Genomic DNA, 18,624 nt, shown 5'->3' on the forward strand with positions numbered 1-18,624 from the left:
AAAAAATGAATGGAGCCACCTTTAGTTGGGTATTTACTTTTTTGGCTCTAATAGAAAAAAGATTAAAACTGAAAATTCTGGTATTATTTATGCAACGCTAGTGGTTGTAAATACCTTTTTCAATCAATGGTTGCAGAGCAATTATGACAAGCTACCTAATAAGATAATATTAGATTTCGGGTTTATTGAAAGCGTTAGCAATGACCTTGTCACTTCTTTTGCTCCTATATTAAGTTTATTAAAAGGAAAAACGGTAATTGTAATGAGTGGTGCGGTACCAAACAGTATACCTGTTGCATCAGATGAGAATTACAAGTTTCCTCGGATTGAAAAAGAATTATTTAATGAAATGAAGAAAATATCCTCTAACGATACTGACTTGATGTTTGGAGACTATTCTTCTGTAAGCCCTATCATTTCAACAGGAGGCAGAGCAATAGTCCAAGTTAAGTATACTTTAGATAACGACTATTGGTTTGTTAGAAATGGTCTACGTCAAGGAAATTATGACTTTGTTAAAGTCTGCCAACAGATTGCCAGCTTAAGTGGATTTGACGAAAAGTACTGCTGGGGAGATGAATATATTAAGTCTGTGGTTGATGACAATACCAATAAAGGGAATCCTTCCGTTTGGACGTCAATTGGAGTAAACAGACATACCGTAGTTTGTCTTAATGAATTATGATAATGAAAAGAGAATTGGAGCAGGCAATGAAATGCCTGCTTCTTTTATGAGTTCTTCATATGCATGCGTACTTCTTTTTTTAATAAGGATTTTATTTTCTCTGATAGTGTTTCATCTAATGTCTTAATAACATCTTGTTTAAATAACTTCCTAATTTGACTCTTGGTTATTTTCCTACCTAAAAATTCATCTCTAGAAGCAATTCGCTTAATATCATTTGAAGACAGCAAGGATACGAAATCTTTAAAGGAATGATTTGGATTCAGTCTAGCTTTTCTGATAAAAGATAGTCTAACCGTATCTAGACGAGTTTTTGTCGCTACTATAATCCCCCAATACTCAGGAACAGTATCAACTATTGACTCAGCGTATTTCGAGCCTACAACAATATAATTCATTTCAAAATTCCTATCATATTCGGGAATTTGAGTTTCTAATCGTTTTATCGAATCAAAATCACTTTTGATTTCGTACGCGATTACATGGCCATTTACAGCAACTACGTCCGCACGAGCTCTTCCAGAAGGCACTGTTAATTCTTCATAAATTTTACAATCCTTATAAGTAGATACTCTAGAAACCAATGCTTTTCGAATTTGCTTATCATCAAGCTTGTTCATTTTTATCACCTAATATTATTTTATAGCATTAAAGTTTTTTTTCAATTGATTTTTTATTTATCGTAAACCCCATCATATAGTTTAAGCTGACCATCTAAGGTTATTCGAGACTTATTACATAAAAAAGAACGAACCTACTCCCCCTCAAATCAGGAGAATAGAATCCGTTCCCGTCATTCCTATTTATTCACTTAACCATTCATCAACCAGCTCTCGATTGTCGTCCACCCATTTTTCTGCACCAACAATCGGGTCTTCCCCTGCCGCTTCTGCTTCAGCTACATAGCTCATCAATTCACCAATAGCATCATCATCCATTTTCCAGTTCTTCAACCATTGATCAACTTCCGGGTAATCGTCAGCGAAACCTAATCTTTTCGCATGATGAATTTTTTCCGTTTCTCCGAATGACTTTTTCGGGTCTTCCAAATATTTTAAGTCCATCTCTGAAAACACACGATGCGGGTTCCATAATGGTGCGACAACCGGTTCTTCCGCTTTGACTGACTCCTCGATAACTGTAATCATCGCTGGCTCGGAACTTGGTACAAGCTCAAATTCCAACTCGTATTCCTCAATCATTTCTTCGGTAACATCCATTGTTCCTGCACCAGGATCAAAACCAATAATCTTCCCCTCAAACAGATCCTTGTTCTCATTTAAATCTTCAATACTATTGATATCTTCCATATAAGCTGGTACAACTAGTCCAACTTTAGCATTGTCATACCAAACTTCTTCTGAAAAATCGATTTCCTCTTGATATCGTTCGAAATAGTGCTTATCTTGAACGGGCAGCCAAAATTCCAAGTTGACATCCAACTCGTCATTCGCCAATGCAGCCATTTGTGTCCCCATATCTAATAAGTGGAACTTAACGTCATATCCTTTTTCCTCAAGAATAACTTTCCACATATTTGTGACTGCAATGTTTTCTGCCCAACTAATCTGTCCCATATCGATTGTCTCATTCGCACTTTCTGCCTTACTCTCTGAAGATGCACCTTCCGCATCTCCATTCCCGCATGCCGCTAGCACACTTATCATTAATAAAGTAAGGACAAATAATATACTCCTTCGAACACTCATGAATTAAACTGCCTCCTATAAAATTTAGCTTTCATCGTTTTCTTTTGGTAAAAATTCAAATATTTCTCCGGTACGAATACTTGCTGCTAATTTTCTTAACCAATGGTAATATACTTTGGATTCATTCAGCATTTCGTAATATTCTTCAGCTTCTGCTTTTATTTCCTCTGCTATTGACGGATCATTAATAATTTTAGCCAATTCCTTCTCAGCAATATGAACGGCATCCAAGTTCATACTCGCTTCCCGCTCCCATTGTTGGCAATAGAAGGACATAAAGGTATTGAAAAAATTCTTTTCCGCTGTATACGTATGTTTTCTGGAACCTCTCGTAAAAAGACGTTTCACAAAACCAATGTTCTGCAACTTACGTACACTTGTACTCATGCTTGCCTTGGTCATCCCAACTTCTTCAAGCATCTCATCCAAATTCATTTTATCCTCAAAATACATCGTGGCGTACAACCTACCGGCGGCTGGCGTCACTCCGTATAAATCCATCGTTTCTGCGATAGTACCAATAACTTGGTCCTTTGCAAATTCTATTTTTTCTCTTGCTGCTTTATCTTTTGAGCTTTCCACTGGCAAACTCTCCTTGTATGTTGTTCACTTTGTTAAATTTTTTCTTAACAAATTAAATACTACGCTTTTTAAAAATATTGTCAAGTGGAACTGACAAGAAAAAACGCGTTATTACCTATTTACTATCACATTATAAAATTATTTTTCATCTAGAATATGTTTTAAAAATCAACTGAATTTTTTTGACACAACTTTTTTTATGTGTTAGATTAAATTTGTTCACAACGTTAAATTTTTTCTTAACAAACTTAACAATGCTATTGACGATCAACTAGGAGGTTTCTGTATTGGACATAAAAAAACAATATATAAATGGCCAATGGGTTGATGCCATCTCTGGAAATACAAGAGAAATTATTAATCCATATAACCAAGAGGTCATTGCAGTTGTTGCCGAAGGAGACGAACAGGATTCCGAAAAGGCAATCGCTGCAGCAAGAGAAGCATTTGACCATGGTGAGTGGCCACATACATCGGCAACCGAACGAGCAAAAATTGTTAACAAAATTGCGGATCTCATTGAACGCGACCAAGAGGAACTCGCGAAGCTTGAATCATTAGATACCGGAAAAACACTGGAAGAAAGCCGATGGGATATGGAAGATATTGCTGGTGTCTTCCGTTACTATGCGGAGCTTGCCGATAAAGATGGAGGTCAAATCATAAACTCCCCCATCCCAAATTCAATCAGCAAAGTAGTGAAAGAACCTGTTGGTGTCTGCGGGCAAATTACTCCTTGGAACTATCCACTGCTTCAAGCATCTTGGAAACTGGCTCCAGCTCTCGTAACTGGAAACACACTCATCATCAAGCCGAGTGAAATTACACCACTTACACATATTAAAATCTTTGAACTCATCGAAGAAGCTGGAGTACCTAAAGGTGTTGCCAACCTTGTACTTGGCCCAGGAAACACAGTCGGCGCAGTACTATCCAATCATAAGGATGTAGATTTAATCTCCTTTACCGGCGGAATTGAGACAGGAAAAACGATTATGCAAGCTGCAAGTCATAATATGAAAAAAATCGCACTCGAACTCGGTGGCAAGAATCCGAATGTCATCTTTGCTGATGCTGATTTAGAAGTCGCAATCGATCAAGCTTTAAATGCTGTCTTCTTCCATGCTGGACAAATCTGTTCAGCTGGAACGAGAATCATCGTCGAAGAAAGCATCCACAATACACTTGTCGATGCACTCACTGAGCGCGTGAAAAAAATCAAGCTTGGAAATGGTTTTGATGAAACAACACAGATGGGACCACTTATTTCACAAGAACATTTAAATAAAGTGGAAAAGTATGTTGAAAAAGGAATCGAAGAAGGGGCAACTGTCGCAGTCGGAGGCAGACGTCCAGAAGATGCAGAACTTCAAAATGGATTTTTCTATCTACCTACCATTTTGACAAATTGCACGACCGACATGAGTGTTGTTCAAGACGAAGCTTTTGGTCCGGTCATTACAGTGGAGAAATTTGAAACCGAAGAAGAAGCTATGAAACTAGCAAATGATTCTATTTACGGACTATCCGGCGGTGTATGGACAAAAGATATCGCAAAGGCAGAACGCTGTGTTGCAAAAATGCGCATGGGTACCGTCTGGATCAATGATTTTAATATCTACTTCCCACACGCTCCATGGGGTGGTTATAAGCAATCTGGAATCGGCCGCGAACTAGGAGTCATGGGACTCGAAGAATACCAAGAAACCAAACACGTATTCCAAAATCTAAAACCAGAAACCATAAACTGGTTCTAAAACAGTAATCTACAACAAATCTATAATGATTCAGTACATAGGAGGCAATTATTAATGAGTTTAAATATGAAAGTAGAACATATGTATAAATTTCACCAATTCGAACTACCAACAGCGATTAAACACGGAATTGGATCCATCAAGCATGTTGGAGAAGAGGTTAAAAACCTTGGCGTGACAAAAGCGTTACTAGTAACCGACCCAGGAATCTATAATGCGGGTATCACAAGACCAATTGAAGACTATTTAAAAGAGGCTGGAATCGAAGTTTCTTTATTTAATAAAGTAGAACCAAACCCTCCAGTACGTCTGATTGCAGAGGGAAGCAAACAGTACAAAGCAGAAAACTGTGATGGGCTCGTTGCTGTAGGCGGAGGAAGCTCCATGGACACAGCAAAAGCAATTGGTGTTGAAATAGCTCATAACGCTTCCGTTTTAGAATATGAAGCAGCAGAAGGGAAAAAGCCGCTTGAAAATCGAATTCCACCGCTAACAACCATCCCTACAACAGCTGGGACTGGTTCAGAAGTAACACAGTGGGCAGTGATTACAGATGAGGAACGTGAATTCAAATTTAATACAGGTGGACCGCCCATCGCCGCTCACTTAACGATCATCGATCCAGAGTTACATGTTTCCATGCCTCCACACGTAACAGCAATGACAGGTATTGATGCACTTGCACATGCTATCGAATGCTACACGATGCACTATGCACAACCGGTTACAGATGCAGTCGCACTGCTTGCTATCGAATACGTTGGAAAATATATTCGTCGTGCATACTCAGATGGCGGTGACATTGAAGCAAGATACGGAATGGCTCAAGCTGCCATGCTTGCAGGATTAGCTTACGGAAGCGAATCGGCAGGAGCAGCGCATGCAATGTCCCAAACACTCGGTGGTATTATCCCGGTTGCACATGGTCAGTGTGTTGCAACCATGATGGGTCCTGTTATGGAATACAACTGGAAAGGACATCCAGCTAAATTTGCTAGAATAGCACAAGCTCTCGGTGTGAATACATTCAATATGACAACTGAAGAAGCGGCAAAAGCAGCAGTTAATGAAGTTTATAAACTTGCAGAAGACTTGGATATTCCAAGTTTAGAAGAACAAGGTGTATCTCCTGACATGATTGACAGACTTTCAAAAGAAGCAATGAAAGATCCTCAAACAGTAGGTAATCCACGAGACTTGACGGAGGAAGATTATAAGTGGATTTACAAACGTTGCTTTAACTTGGTTCCTAAGACGTTGTAATGTTTAATCATATAGCAAAACAACTCCGTTCATGATTCATTCATGAACGGAGTTGTTTAATTTAGACAGAGGGAAGTTGTTCGTACGGTTACCTCATCAGGCCGACAAGTAGTCAGATTATATCCTTCAAATTGTCATTCTGGTGGTGGCAGGCGCCCCGAGTTCAAGATGTAGCGGTTGTTAAATGAATATGACGAACCCCAAGTAATGACATCCCTAAGTTCAAAAATTTAAGCTTACCGATAATGCTTCTTCTCAACCGTAAAAGCCTCTATCGCTTCTCGATCCACTTCATAACCGATACCAACTGATTTAGGTACTTCTATATGACCATTCTCAGCTACAACTTCGGGTAGAATAACGTCTTTCTCCCAATATCGATTGGAGCCGGCAGTATCTCCTGGCAGTGTAAAATTTGATAAAATTGTCAAAGCGATATTATGTGCTCTTCCAATCCCGGACTCGAGCATTCCTCCGCACCAGACTGGAATATTATTTTGACTGCAGTAATCATGGATTTTCTTCGCCTCTGTCAAGCCGCCGACCCGACCGATTTTAATATTAATAATTTCAGTACTGCCTAGCTCAACCGCTTTTCGTGCGTCCTCCAACGAATGAATACTTTCATCCAAGCATATAGGAGTATTCAGCTCTTTTTGCAAGCGCGCATGATCGATTATGTCATCGGAAGCTAGAGGTTGTTCAATCATCATCAAATCGAATTCGTCCAACTGTTTTAACAGATTGATATCCTCTAAGCGATAGGCAGAGTTTGCATCTGCCATAATTGCCACATCCGGGAATTTTTCACGAAGTGTGCGAATCACTTCTACATCCCAGCCCGGCTTTATTTTCACCTTCATCCGTTTGTATCCTTCTTTTATATAGCCATCTACCAAGTCGACAAGATGTTCAATTGTCGGTTGAATACCAATACTTAGTTCGGGCGGTGCCAGGCACCAACATCACAACATTTTCTTACAAGAAATCTTCGCTGCATTCCATCCGAAACTTCGTGCCCAAGTACGGGCTTGCGAGGCTTCCTCTTTATTATCTTCTTCATAGATTGTCCCTAAAAAGTCAGCAAATCCGCTCAGTCCGCCTACATCATCCAATACGGAAATACCTTCTTTATGAATACAAACTGGTTTATGCTTATCGATGACTGTATTTCTTGCTTCTTCAAGCTCGTCTTCACCAAGCCTATTCTGTTCTAAAAGGTCTTCGCAATCATGAGGTTTCGTTATCTTAACGACCCAATCATCACCAAAATCATAATTGTAAAGAAGCTCCTTCGTGACAGGAAACCATTCATCTGAGGTAAGTTCTTCATCTGGAGATGCGAGAAGCTTGTTCACTTCCAGCCGTTCCAATAAACTTTCCGTCCCACCCTCCAAAAATATAGTAGCATTCATTTCATCCAGGGTGAGATTGATTAATGAGTCTGTTTTAAGTACTTTCGCCCCAGCATTTTTATTTGATTTCTTTCGTGCAAGAAAAGAGTCAAAGGATTCTTGAACCTCAATTGTTTCAAAGCGCTCTAATAATTCCTGTATATCACGCTTGGCTATTTCGGGATGCTCCATTATTCCACCATACACGTAGGGACCCGTATATTTTTTTCTGAGCCATGTATTAATACTTCCACTTTTATAATCATCATCCCAAAATAGATCCTTCGTTGCTTCCGATGGGGCTTGGAATAAAACACCTACTAAATTTGCCCAGCCTTTCACTGTATTCCCTGTTAATTGTTGATAGATATCATCTGGTAAAATAAAACGCCGCAAGTGTGAATTTTGCCAGCCGAACAATTTTTGAATCGTATAATGAAGATTATGCAGTGGCATGTCGGAAGGGATAAGGATGTCTCGCGTTATCGACTTACCGTCACTAGACTCACCATACCTTTTTAACATTCTTCGTTGATAATCTGATAGATAATCATCAGATAATTCTAAGTGAAGACGTACTGGTGTCATTTTGTTTTTCACTTCTTATTCCTCCAGCAAATAATATTAAGCTATTTCAGTATGTCGAACGATTTTGCTTAATACTATAACAGCATATTTACTACTCTCTTTCAAGTCATTATAATAAACTTTTACAGATTGGGAACTGTTTAGTGCAAAAAAAAGTTATGATTTTTGCGACCAAAATGTTAGAAGTTTGCACAAAAAAATAATAGGGAATTTTCACTGCTCCTAGCTCTAAAATATCCCACCCGACAAAATTCGACATAGTTCGGGTGGTGACAGGCACGTAGAATTCACAGAAAACAAATGCATGATTTTCACTATTTGGCCAAAAATACAAAGAGATTTCAAAATGAATGGAGAAGTTCAGATGAAATTTTCAACGCGTGGCGATGCCCATAAACTTTATCTTCGTCTTCGGGAAATGGCGCCCGGTGACATAACAAAGAGCCGTTATTTAAAAGAAACAGGAGAAATAAAAGAATTTTATCAATCCCTCGACAGTGACACACTACAACTTATCTATTATCAAGTAGCAAAAGAAAAAGGAGGAATAGGGATCATCCCAATATTCGCAACGGCTGTACCATGGTTACTCGTGCTGTTTTCTAAACCACTCGAAGATTATATTATTGGTAATGGAAACATGAATTGGATGATTTTCGGGACAATCTATTTGATGATACTTACGGTTAGCTTAATTTTTCATTTTAAAGAGAATGCATGGGCTGTCGTTCACAGTGAAATCATTAAAGATATATTAGAAGAACGAAGAGACTGATTCGACAAGGTCGAGTAGGGCAGTGAAGCCTCTCTGAGAAATTTGCACTTCAAATTGTGCTTCACAACCCCTCTGAGAACCGTGCTTACGATTTTCCCGCACATGGCTCTTCCTCTCATCTTTCATAGAATATATCCGATATGATTCTTTAGCTCATAGCTATTAATTTTCAATGTTGGTCTTGGCAGTGGAAGTTTCTATAACTTAAACCCTGTAGCCCAACCACCGAAAAAACGCCGCAATAAGAGGGAACTCGTCTAGAGAGTTCACCTCACACCCCTTCATATCATGCTATTCTTTCTCTCTCCGCACTGCTTCTCTTAGCTTATTAAATCCAGTTTCTGATGCATCAAACTCAAAAGGCTTAACCAGAATGTCCCCATAAAACGTACAAATCATCGCTTTATGTATATATTTGGCTGCATCCACAGCCACTAATAAAATATTTTCTCCCCCTGTTTTCCGAATAAATTCTGCCCATCGACTTCCATTTCTATCTTGAATATGGTTCAATAATGGTTGGACCATCGTTTTCATCTCCTTTGACTGGGTGTAGTAGGAAGTTCTGTGATAGGTACTTCTATTCTACAATGAAAACGATGGTCTTTCTTATTGTTTTGAACTATTTACTATACTAGGCACGTAGAATTTACTAGCTTCTTAAAATACGCATCAAATCATAATTACGATATTTTTTATTTCTCTTCACTTCCCGATCTGAAAATAATAACTTTTTCTCCGCTAGTGTATTAAGTGCATTCCTAGCAGTATTCGTAGATATGCCAAGATGTTCGGCAACTTTTTTGGCGGTTGTAAATGGATCCGAAAAGGTATAGAGCCAAACCCTTTTTTCCGATTCCAGTTGACATTTAATTAAACCTTCACTCGCTAATCTATCGGCCTTTTCTAGTTTTTCATAAATGCGTGTTGCCATGCGATCACAAGCTTTTAGAAAGAACAAAATCCAATCGCCCCACTCGGGGTTCTCTCCTCTTACTCCATTTAACATGTCGTAATATAAGGCACGCTCCTCTTCCAGTTCCTCACTGACAAAAAATATCGGCTGTGTAATAATTTTGGATTGCATCAGTGAAAGCACAATTAAAATACGGCCAAGACGACCATTTCCATCTAAGAATGGATGAATAGATTCAAATTGAGCATGCATAATAGCAGTCTTTATAAGTGGATTTGCATCTTCATCAAAAATGTAGCCGTCAGCAGGTAGATGATCCGTTGTTAGTCTCTCATTGTATGGATGTTTATTAATAAAATACTCTAGATTCTGCATATACTCTTCGATTTCATCAGCAGAAATTGGAATGTAAGTTGCATCTTCTATTCTATTTGAGGGCCCAATAAAATTTTGCACCTTTCGATAATCACCAGAAGCTTGAACCGAACCTCTTGCACCTTGCATTAGTATTCCGTGCAAATCTCTTATCAATCTCCAAGATACTGGATATCCATTTCTTATTCGCTCGGTCCCCTCTTGTAGTGCTTCACGATAATTTTTAACTTCAGTAATTTCCCGTCGAGGGTTACTATCATTCTGTTCTTCTACCACATCTGTGAAAGTAACTTGGGTACCTTCAATCCTTGTTGATTCAACCGATTCACTTAATTGTAGGAGTTGAATGAGACTCTTATTAACAATGGAGTGATTAAACCTTTCCTCCAAACGCCCAATTTTGTGATTTATTTTTGATAATATTTCAAGAATCTGTAACGCTTCTTCTGTTTTTACACTAATAGGAAGTTTTGTGATACCTTTTCTAGCCAAAACCAACACCTCCTTATTTAGTATATTTACTTAAATATACACTTTTATACGTCTTAGCTCAAAATAATGAATATATTTACTTAATAAATCTTTTAATTTTACACAAAACACCTACAAAGTTTATACACTCCGAAATACACTGTTCTATTCCTCTCTGAAATTCAAAGAGACAAGCATGTCTAGATCGTGGCAAGCTAACTTAACTATAAATAAACAACTGACTGATCTGCTTGTCCATGTTTTTAATAACTATACTTTATTTATCACATTTTTATCACTGGCGTTAATTCAGTATGGAAACGGATGCTTGTACTCCTAAAATGACTCCACCGAAAAAGGGGAATTCCTTCCATTAACTTTAGATGATTGAATTGGGATAAAACATCAGTCGAACACAATAAATAACATAATTCTTGAACATACAATAAGGGAATGAAGCTAGTTAACAACCTCCTCACCTTCCTCCTCCCAATACCTCCTCATCACCTCTTCCACCTGCTCCACCGTCACTTCCTCCTCTCTATTCTTCTTTTCCAACTCCCTCTCCTTCCGTTTCCGCTCCTCTTCCCCATACCACTCGGGAATAATATCTCTTTTCTTCACAAAAAAACCACCACTCAACCCTTTCTTCTCTCTCCGCTCATTCTCAAAAGCAACCAACTCCGCCTCTGCCTCACCGACAGTACGAATCCCCTTCTTATACCAGTCATTCAAAATACTTTTCACATATCCCCACGATGTTTTATTCCGTTCCAATGCACGCTTCATCGCCTCAATCACTAATTCTTCACCAAGAGTCTGGATCCAATCTTGTAGTGATTCCGCAACAAAAGGACCGACCAAACCAAAATTTTCTTGATAAAACACTATTGCATCCGACCCTTTTTCCTGCTGATTCATTTTTCGGTCCACAAATACATCTGCGCCCGTATCAGCTGCAGATGCATTTATATTGTTTCGTTTTGTCTTTGTTTTGTTTATGTATTGTTTATATAAAGGGGCCGGCTTATGATCCGGAAGGTGGGTCACAAGTTGGTCCGGAGTATCGGTCAACTGGTCGTCCACGTTCTGGGCCGGTGGAGGGTTTATCGATTGGTCCGCATGATGGGTCAAACGGGGTTTGCTTTGTAGATGTTCTTGATCTCCTGTCTCTAAAATATGTTCTTCCTTTCTATCAATTGAAATACCATGAAACGATACCTCTGTCTCGCTTCCTTGGAAAACTGCATCAATCCCAAAAACTTCTTCATCTTCCACTACTAAACTATTCATCTTATAAACCGGCGCCTTCCCTCTTCCCTGCGACTCCACCTCTATATAACCAAGGCTCTCAAGTTCAGCCCGCGCCCGTTTAAAACTACTCTCGGTCAGACCTGCCTTATTCCGAAGTACCGAACCAGGAGACGTAAATCTATTTTTCCACCTTGTTTTATTGTTGATATGCATGAGAGCATACCATAACGCAATTGCCGAACCCGAAAGAGGAGTCTGTTCCTGAAGATCATAAAACGCATTAATTTCTTTAATGTAATTCATTTTTTCCATTCCTTTCTATTATTTATAGAACATCATATCGGAGTCAGAACCCTCATTATGGTACCCGGTCCTGCTCCGATAAGACACACTCCAATTACTCAATAATCAATACTTTTCTCAACTTCTTTCTCGCTTGTTTCCCCCAACTCTTTACCGCCTCTACGGTAACCCCTTCTTTATCAGCAATCTCTTTTAAGGGCATATCACGAATAATGGCATAATACACCCATTTTCGTTGCTTCACTGTTAAATGGGAGAATACATCTTTCCATAACTTTTCATCGATAATTTTCATCTCTGGTATTGGTATGAGTGAGGAGTTGCTACTTCTGTTTCCGCTTGTGATGGAGGTTATTTCCTTGTTGAGGTATGCTTGTTCTTTTTCTTTCTGCTGGATTTTCTTGCGCATGAGGTCGAGCAGCGAATAGCGGATTGTGTAGTTGAAATAGGTGGACATTGGACCTTTATCAGGCTCGTATCTTTTGTAGGCTCGCCACATCGCATAAATCCCTTCCGAGTAAAACTCCCCGTCTTGGTCACGGATGCCGAGCTTGTGCATTTGGTAATGAACCCGATTCTCATTCTGTTTAAAAATCTCCTCGAATGTAAATTGCTTGTGATCTGTCACTGTGAGACACCCTCCTTTATTCAAAACTCTTTTCTATCATAAAAAAAGCTATAGCAAATGAAAAACAGCCTTATTTATGCAAATGAAGCATAAAAGGCTGAAATAATTTTAGAATAATCCACGTTCATATAAAAAAGTACTCGAAACGTGTCACATAATTTGATTTTAAAGAGCTTAAATTAAGTTAGCTGCATTATTTTCATTCCTTAAAGTGGCTTCCAAGCGGTACTAAACTTTAAATCTTATCGACATAATCAAATACAAGCAAGCAGTCTCTAGTAAAATCCCAGCGAACAAAATATCAAAAGAAAGGGTGGTTCTACATCATGAATGTAATTCTCTCAGATTATCATATCAATCAACAAACAGTTGCTCTTCTTCCCGCCTACACATTGGAATATGACACCATTGTCCTCGAACAAGATCAAAAGATTCATGTAAAAAAACCTGCGTTGCATCTGATTAAGGAAGCATGTTTAACTTACGGTTCCAGCTATGAAGGCAGAAGGGAATCCGTCATGCACCAAACCGGGGTGAAGAGAAAAGTGCCTATACCTATCAGCATCTACTGGAACCTATACGCCTTCCCGACACACTCCCCCACCGATTACAACTGTGCATGGCTGTTCCACCGTCATATCTATTCCATACATCCGTCTTCAGACTCGAAAACTACTATCCTATTTAACAATAACGAATGTATCACCGTTGACGTCTCCCCCTTTACCATACAAAACCAGATAAAGCGAACAGAATTGTGCCAGCTTACCTTTTCTAACGGGGAGACTGAAATCCCTTCCTATAACTTAACAATTTAATACAGAATACTCCCAAAATTGCATACATTGGTGGCCTCCACGCGGTTCTGTGTTTTTTTCTTTCATTGAATAATGAAGTAAATGAAAGGAACCAATACATGACTAATAAAAAGAAGGAAGAAATCAAATTTCAGGAAATAGTTGGGGAAAACATAGAAAAGTATCGTATGGCGAGAGGTATGTCACTAGAAGAGTTAGCTTACAGTAGCCAACTCGATGATAAAAATATTCTTAAACTGGAGCATGGACAACAATCACCGATGGCTTTTACTATTGCTAGACTTGCAAAAGCTTTAGAGATAGAGCCAAATGCATTATATGAAGGAACAGAAAAATACATAGAAGTCCTGCCTCATGTACCTAATCCGAAACGCAGACGGCGAAAGAAAAAATAATCATTATAAGACCTACGTTCACACCAATCCACACAACATGAAAACAGCATAGAACTTAGCAGAAAAAATATAATGGAAATCCTCATTATATTTTTTTCATATATAAGCAGTTCGTATTAACCAATACGATACAGGGGGATAAATAATGGAGATTGTCTTGATTTTGCTATTAGCTGCTGTTTTATTTTTTGTGTGGTTCCGGGCAAAAGATATCAGGAAGTGGAAAAAGATTGGGTATTCTGCCGCATCGTTCATTCTGTTTCTGATTATGTTTGGCTTGAGCATTGGAAACGACCAAGTTTATATCGATTTACAACAGGAACAAGAAAAGAATGAAGAACTGACCGAACAAATCATAACGTTGGAAAGCAACAAGGAAGAGTTGGAAGAAGAGTTAGAAACGCTGAACATCTCTGTCTCAGACTTGGAAGATGAATTAGCAATTACAACAAAGGAAAACGATTCGCTTCAAAAGAAATACAGTACATTGGAAGAAGTAAAGGAGCAATTAGCGGAAGAAAAAGCTGATCTTGAAAAAGAAGTGGATGAGCTTAAACAAACTGCTGAGAGCACTGCAACTAACGAACAAAAAGTAGCAAGCAGCAGTGTGGCAGCAAGCTCCAGTTCATCTAATAAAAACAAATCTACCACTGAAGAAAGTAATGAAAGCACTAGTAAAACAGCAAGTGCTTCTGGACAAGCATCCGGGTCCAATAGTTCGGGTAACACTTCAAGCTCTGGCGAGTCGAGTAACTCTAGCCAAAACAGTAGTTCAACTGCTACTAGTGCTTCATCCGGTGAATGTAATATAAAAGGCAGTGAAAGTGGAATCTATCACGTGCCTGGAAGCACATACTATGAACGAACGAAAAACGTGGTACAGTGGTTCTGTTCGACGGATGAGGCTGAAAATGCTGGGTATAGGGCGCCGAAGCGGTAGACTACCCGATTATAATATAACCAATTTAAGTAGTCGCTCACAAAAAATGACTGTTTCATCATAGAAGGGCTGACCAAATCCCATCAAGCACTCCAGTAAACTCGATCACTTCGTTATATAATCTGACATATTTCGATTGGTGACAGGTAAAAAATAAGAGCTAGAACTGATATTATTATCCAGCACTAGCTCTTAACCTAATTTATATTAAACTGCTTGTAATTAAGTGAATACCAATTAACTAGAAGCAATAATCAATCCAATTTCCGTGTAACCTCTTCCATTTCGGATTCAAGATGATAGACTCGCTTATTCAAAGCTTCAGTCCTGCTGTCGACATGCCTCTCTATCATGATAGTTGCCTAGACTGGCAAAGATATCTTTGGATAATTGGAGCTGTCCCTGTTTAATTTCAGTTACATCATGCTTCACTAAAGTTAGGTCGTTCTCCAGCGAGAAAACATCATCTTTCACTAAAGTTAGATCGTTCTTCAGCAGGGAAACATCATCCTTAACCGTATAAAGTGCTATTTATCGGCTTCAATTCATCTTGCAATACACTTTCTTAAAGCCTTTAAAGTTTCCTTGTCCATGCTTGAACCTCCCCATTTTCATTACCATCATACATTTTAATTATAAAGAACCTCCTTAGTCCCCTCCTCCACAAATTCCCGATATTTCCTCCGCTTCTCTATCTCATCCCCAGAAAAGTAATCCAAAATCACATTCATATTTAAAAATGGACCTCTCTGAAGATAAAGATAATATCTGTAACTGCTCCACTTGTATTGCTCTGCTTTTTCCACCATCCCCGCCTCCAGCGGATTCAGATGAATATAACGGCTCACTTCAAGCATGCCAGTCTTCGTATCGATGATTTTATCGAAATAGCGTTTTTCAAAAACATGTCCGGAATAATTGTTCTTCGTGTTGTAATAGTCTGCGTAGCGTTTATTAATGAGGGACATTACTTTGGAGACGGGTTGCTTGCGCGAACGGAGTTGGAGATGAAAGTGGTTGTTCATCAGACAGTAGGAGGCAAGCTCAAAAGGGACTTTTCTGTTTACCGTTTGCAAGATATATAAAAACGTTTTAAAATCGCCTTCGTCATGAAACAGATTTTCTCTGCGGTTGCCACGGCTCACAATATGATAAAAGGCATGGGGTACCCAAGTGCGTTTCTTCCTTCCCAATTTTACTTTGCCACCTCGATTCTCTTGTCATTGACTTGAGAGCGACGAAGGTTGACAGATTCCCAGATTGCTTCATTCGTTATGTCATTATGCCCACTTAAATCAGATATGGTACGAGCGAGACGGAGGATTTTCATTTGTACTCGAGTGCTCCAATTGTGTTTGCTTGTCCATTGGTGCATCATTTCCTGTTGCTCGGGAGTAAGGTGGATGTAAGTCATTAACTTTTCATTTTCTACTGTTGCATTCGTAAAATCACCATGATAACGTTCGTATTGCCTTTCCCTAGCTTTAATTACTCGAGTGCGGATTTCTGCAGATGTTTCATTTTGGATTTCCGATTCATTTTCCAAGATAACAGCATCTAGTTTGAGCAAAATATCCATCCGATCCTCAATTGGCCCTGAAATTCTATTTTGGTATTTTGCAATCTGCTTTGGTGTGCATGTGCAATAGTAATGCCTTGAACCTATATAACCACAAGGACAGGGATTCATCGCACCTAACATTTGGAATTTAGCCGGATAAGTGACGGTGGAAGCAGCCCGACTAATCGTTACCTTACCGGATTCTAGCGGTTGCCTGAGCATGTCCAACGTTCGTTTGGGAAACTCAGCCATTTCATCAAGGAATAATACACCATGGTGAGCAAGTGATACTTCACCAGGTTTTGGATTAGATCCTCCTCCAATTAGGGAGACCGCTGAAGCCGAATGATGGGGTTCACGAAAAGGGGCGAGTCCCGATTGATGGATCGTTACACCTGCCAATTGATAAATGCTCATGACTTCAAATTGACTCTCTTGTTTCAAGGGCGGGAGAATGGATGGATACGTTTCCGCAAGCAAACTCTTTCCACATCCCGGCGGACCAACCATTAACACATGATGTCCACCAGCTGCAGCGATTTCCAATGCCCTTTTTGCATGTTGATGACCGAGGACATGTTGGAAGTCTTTCATGTAGATTATTTCAGGATTTCCTGAACTTTGGGTGGTGTTCTTTGAGGAGATATGGAAAGTAGATAACTGACCGGAAAATGAATCGATGACATCTTGTAGCGTCTCAGCAAAGTAAAATTCAATCCCATCGATGTGGTGAATAGGAAGTTCGTGATCCACAGGCAGATATAACCGCTTAAATCCTTCTTTCTTCGCAGCAATAATCGCTGGCAGCATCCCATCGACAGACTTCACTGAACCATCAAGGGACAACACACCCAAAAATGCAGCATCTTCAGGAATTGGATCCTTAAACTCTCCAGCTTCTTTCATAATGCCGATTGCCATTGCCAAATCGAAAAATGGACTATTCTTACGTTCCTCTGTAGGAGACAGGTTGACGATGATTTTCTTATCCGGAATTTCACAGTCATACGCATACAGCGCTGCCATCACCCGATCCTTTGATTCCTTCACCGAAGCATCAGGCAGTCCAACAATGCTGACCCCTTCATTTCCTGGGAGCAACTGCACCTCGACCTGAACTTTGTACCCCTCGATTCCTCTAAGACCAATACTCGAAACCACCGTTGCCATTTCGCCACCTCGCTTTTTGTTTTATTTGATTACATACAAGATAAGCGATTTCCATCCGGAAGTCAAGAACCTACGTTCGTATTCATACAAGAAAAAAATGAATTATTGACGGTAAAAATAAATCAAAATTATGTTTTCATTGCTTTATTTGATTGAAAAATAATAGTCTAATAATAAATCATGTTGCAAAATTCAATTTGGTTCATAAAAAACTTTTTAAAAAGAATATTAAAAAGCTAGAACTGAAGAAAACCTGTAAGTGATCAGCCCTAGCTAACTATATAATTATTGACAAATTTCGAGTGGTGCCGGGCACCGGATATTTTATTCAAAGCTGTCTCGGAAAAGGCACTGAAGACTTTCGTTACTTTTCTACCGATACTTTATCTGAAAAGAACTGGTCAAAAACAACCTTTGCATATGCCTTCACTTCACGGATTCCACTGTCAATCCGAACTCGAACAAATTCTTTTGAAGTTATCTGCGCTTCCTCGTGCAATTCAACTGTTTCAGGGTCCATTTCCCAATATTTAATTACCTTTTTAATCCCTAATTTGATGCTACCGCTTTTTTCACCAAACCAAGGCCCAAAATCCCATCCATGGTCATTAGAAAAAACTGCTGCTTCCTTAGAGCCACCAACAACTTCTTTTGGCAAGGCAAAAAACTCCCCAGATATTTTATCTGGATTTGCTAATTGAACAAGGTCGTCTGAAATTGTTAATATCTTTAGCAATTCATAGGAAATATCCGGTCGATCATCTGTTTCAACTAAATATCCTTTAAGTTTCTCATCAAGATCCTTGCATAGTTCAAGAATTGTTGCAGCAGAATGAACTACAATTGAAGAATAATCGCTCAAAGTAACCGCTCCTTCTACAATTAATACTTACTAATTGAATCATATCACCAACTTTGGATAGAATCTATAAATAAATCGTAAACCCGTAATCAAACAACGCATACAAAAATGAAGCACCTCTTGCTAAGATAGAAATATCAATTGAAGGAGGTGCTTTTCTATGCCACATGAAGAACTA

General features: G+C 39.0%; 18 protein-coding genes and 1 pseudogene. 7 read left to right on the plus strand and 12 right to left on the minus strand.

What is annotated here, in order from left to right:
* Window positions 1–25: 25 nt before the first annotated feature.
* On the plus strand, window positions 26–685 hold the full coding sequence (locus ACFSBH_RS14540) for a beta family protein (RefSeq protein WP_251517173.1): 660 nt from the start codon (window positions 26–28) through the stop codon (window positions 683–685).
* Window positions 686–729: 44 nt separating this feature from the next.
* Here ACFSBH_RS14540 and ACFSBH_RS14545 read toward each other — a convergent pair whose 3' ends face one another.
* The 3 genes from ACFSBH_RS14545 to cudC all read right to left on the minus strand — a co-directional run bounded on the left by ACFSBH_RS14545 (window position 730) and on the right by cudC (window position 2,976).
* Window positions 730–1,305 (minus strand): sce7726 family protein, encoded by a 576-nt coding sequence (locus ACFSBH_RS14545; RefSeq protein ID WP_251517176.1) that lies wholly within the window; start codon window positions 1,303–1,305, stop codon window positions 730–732.
* A gap of 183 nt (window positions 1,306–1,488) precedes the next feature.
* Window positions 1,489–2,394, minus strand: a complete 906-nt coding sequence (locus ACFSBH_RS14550; RefSeq protein WP_379598288.1) for a glycine betaine ABC transporter substrate-binding protein — start codon at window positions 2,392–2,394, stop codon at window positions 1,489–1,491.
* A gap of 24 nt (window positions 2,395–2,418) precedes the next feature.
* Window positions 2,419–2,976 (minus strand): choline uptake/conversion transcriptional regulator CudC, encoded by a 558-nt coding sequence (gene cudC / locus ACFSBH_RS14555; protein WP_251517181.1) that lies wholly within the window; start codon window positions 2,974–2,976, stop codon window positions 2,419–2,421.
* Window positions 2,977–3,263: 287 nt separating this feature from the next.
* Here cudC and betB point away from each other — a divergent pair, with 287 nt between their 5' ends.
* Entirely contained in the window at window positions 3,264–4,733 is a 1,470-nt protein-coding gene (gene betB / locus ACFSBH_RS14560) for a betaine-aldehyde dehydrogenase (RefSeq protein WP_251517184.1), read from the plus strand.
* A 54-nt stretch (window positions 4,734–4,787) separates the two neighbouring features.
* Entirely contained in the window at window positions 4,788–5,996 is a 1,209-nt protein-coding gene (locus tag ACFSBH_RS14565; protein ID WP_379598291.1) for an iron-containing alcohol dehydrogenase, read from the plus strand.
* Between the two features lie 236 nt (window positions 5,997–6,232).
* Here ACFSBH_RS14565 and menC read toward each other — a convergent pair.
* Together menC and ACFSBH_RS14575 are read right to left on the minus strand one after the other, a co-directional pair.
* A pseudogene (gene menC, locus ACFSBH_RS14570) lies at window positions 6,233–6,937 on the minus strand (o-succinylbenzoate synthase); the annotation flags it as partial.
* A 24-nt stretch (window positions 6,938–6,961) separates the two neighbouring features.
* Window positions 6,962–7,990: a plasmid pRiA4b ORF-3 family protein gene (locus ACFSBH_RS14575; protein ID WP_251517190.1), complete on the minus strand. Its 1,029-nt coding sequence runs from the start codon at window positions 7,988–7,990 to the stop codon at window positions 6,962–6,964.
* A gap of 352 nt (window positions 7,991–8,342) precedes the next feature.
* Between ACFSBH_RS14575 and ACFSBH_RS14580 the strand changes: the two genes are divergently transcribed.
* Window positions 8,343–8,753, plus strand: coding sequence for a hypothetical protein (locus ACFSBH_RS14580; protein WP_379598293.1), 411 nt, complete (start codon window positions 8,343–8,345; stop codon window positions 8,751–8,753).
* Between the two features lie 291 nt (window positions 8,754–9,044).
* Here ACFSBH_RS14580 and ACFSBH_RS14585 read toward each other — a convergent pair whose 3' ends face one another.
* From ACFSBH_RS14585 to ACFSBH_RS14600, 4 genes are all read right to left on the minus strand, one after another.
* Window positions 9,045–9,281, minus strand: a complete 237-nt coding sequence (locus tag ACFSBH_RS14585) for a hypothetical protein (protein WP_379598295.1) — start codon at window positions 9,279–9,281, stop codon at window positions 9,045–9,047.
* 124 nt (window positions 9,282–9,405) lie between these two features.
* A complete protein-coding gene (locus tag ACFSBH_RS14590; RefSeq protein ID WP_251517198.1) occupies window positions 9,406–10,545 on the minus strand; it encodes a Fic family protein in 1,140 nt (379 codons plus the stop codon).
* Window positions 10,546–10,974: 429 nt separating this feature from the next.
* Window positions 10,975–12,072 (minus strand): DnaD domain-containing protein, encoded by a 1,098-nt coding sequence (locus ACFSBH_RS14595; RefSeq protein ID WP_379598297.1) that lies wholly within the window; start codon window positions 12,070–12,072, stop codon window positions 10,975–10,977.
* A gap of 94 nt (window positions 12,073–12,166) precedes the next feature.
* Window positions 12,167–12,700: a sigma-70 family RNA polymerase sigma factor gene (locus ACFSBH_RS14600; RefSeq protein WP_379598299.1), complete on the minus strand. Its 534-nt coding sequence runs from the start codon at window positions 12,698–12,700 to the stop codon at window positions 12,167–12,169.
* A 326-nt stretch (window positions 12,701–13,026) separates the two neighbouring features.
* Between ACFSBH_RS14600 and ACFSBH_RS14605 the strand changes: the two genes are divergently transcribed.
* From ACFSBH_RS14605 to ACFSBH_RS14615, 3 genes are all read left to right on the plus strand, one after another.
* On the plus strand, window positions 13,027–13,518 hold the full coding sequence (locus ACFSBH_RS14605) for a competence protein ComK (protein WP_251517208.1): 492 nt from the start codon (window positions 13,027–13,029) through the stop codon (window positions 13,516–13,518).
* 98 nt (window positions 13,519–13,616) lie between these two features.
* Window positions 13,617–13,913, plus strand: a complete 297-nt coding sequence (locus ACFSBH_RS14610) for a helix-turn-helix domain-containing protein (protein WP_251517211.1) — start codon at window positions 13,617–13,619, stop codon at window positions 13,911–13,913.
* 145 nt (window positions 13,914–14,058) lie between these two features.
* Entirely contained in the window at window positions 14,059–14,853 is a 795-nt protein-coding gene (locus tag ACFSBH_RS14615) for a sunset domain-containing protein (protein WP_379598302.1), read from the plus strand.
* A gap of 629 nt (window positions 14,854–15,482) precedes the next feature.
* Here ACFSBH_RS14615 and ACFSBH_RS14620 read toward each other — a convergent pair.
* The 3 genes from ACFSBH_RS14620 to ACFSBH_RS14630 all read right to left on the minus strand — a co-directional run bounded on the left by ACFSBH_RS14620 (window position 15,483) and on the right by ACFSBH_RS14630 (window position 18,446).
* Window positions 15,483–16,046, minus strand: coding sequence for a transposase (locus ACFSBH_RS14620; protein WP_379598304.1), 564 nt, complete (start codon window positions 16,044–16,046; stop codon window positions 15,483–15,485).
* A gap of 2 nt (window positions 16,047–16,048) precedes the next feature.
* A complete protein-coding gene (locus ACFSBH_RS14625; RefSeq protein WP_379598306.1) occupies window positions 16,049–17,584 on the minus strand; it encodes a YifB family Mg chelatase-like AAA ATPase in 1,536 nt (511 codons plus the stop codon).
* Between the two features lie 364 nt (window positions 17,585–17,948).
* Entirely contained in the window at window positions 17,949–18,446 is a 498-nt protein-coding gene (locus tag ACFSBH_RS14630) for a hypothetical protein (protein ID WP_379598308.1), read from the minus strand.
* Between the last annotated feature and the right edge of the window lie 178 nt (window positions 18,447–18,624).

The sequence above is a fragment of the Oceanobacillus luteolus genome, assembly GCF_042678205.1.
In the GTDB taxonomy this organism is placed as follows: Bacteria; Bacillota; Bacilli; order Bacillales; family Amphibacillaceae; genus Oceanobacillus; species Oceanobacillus luteolus.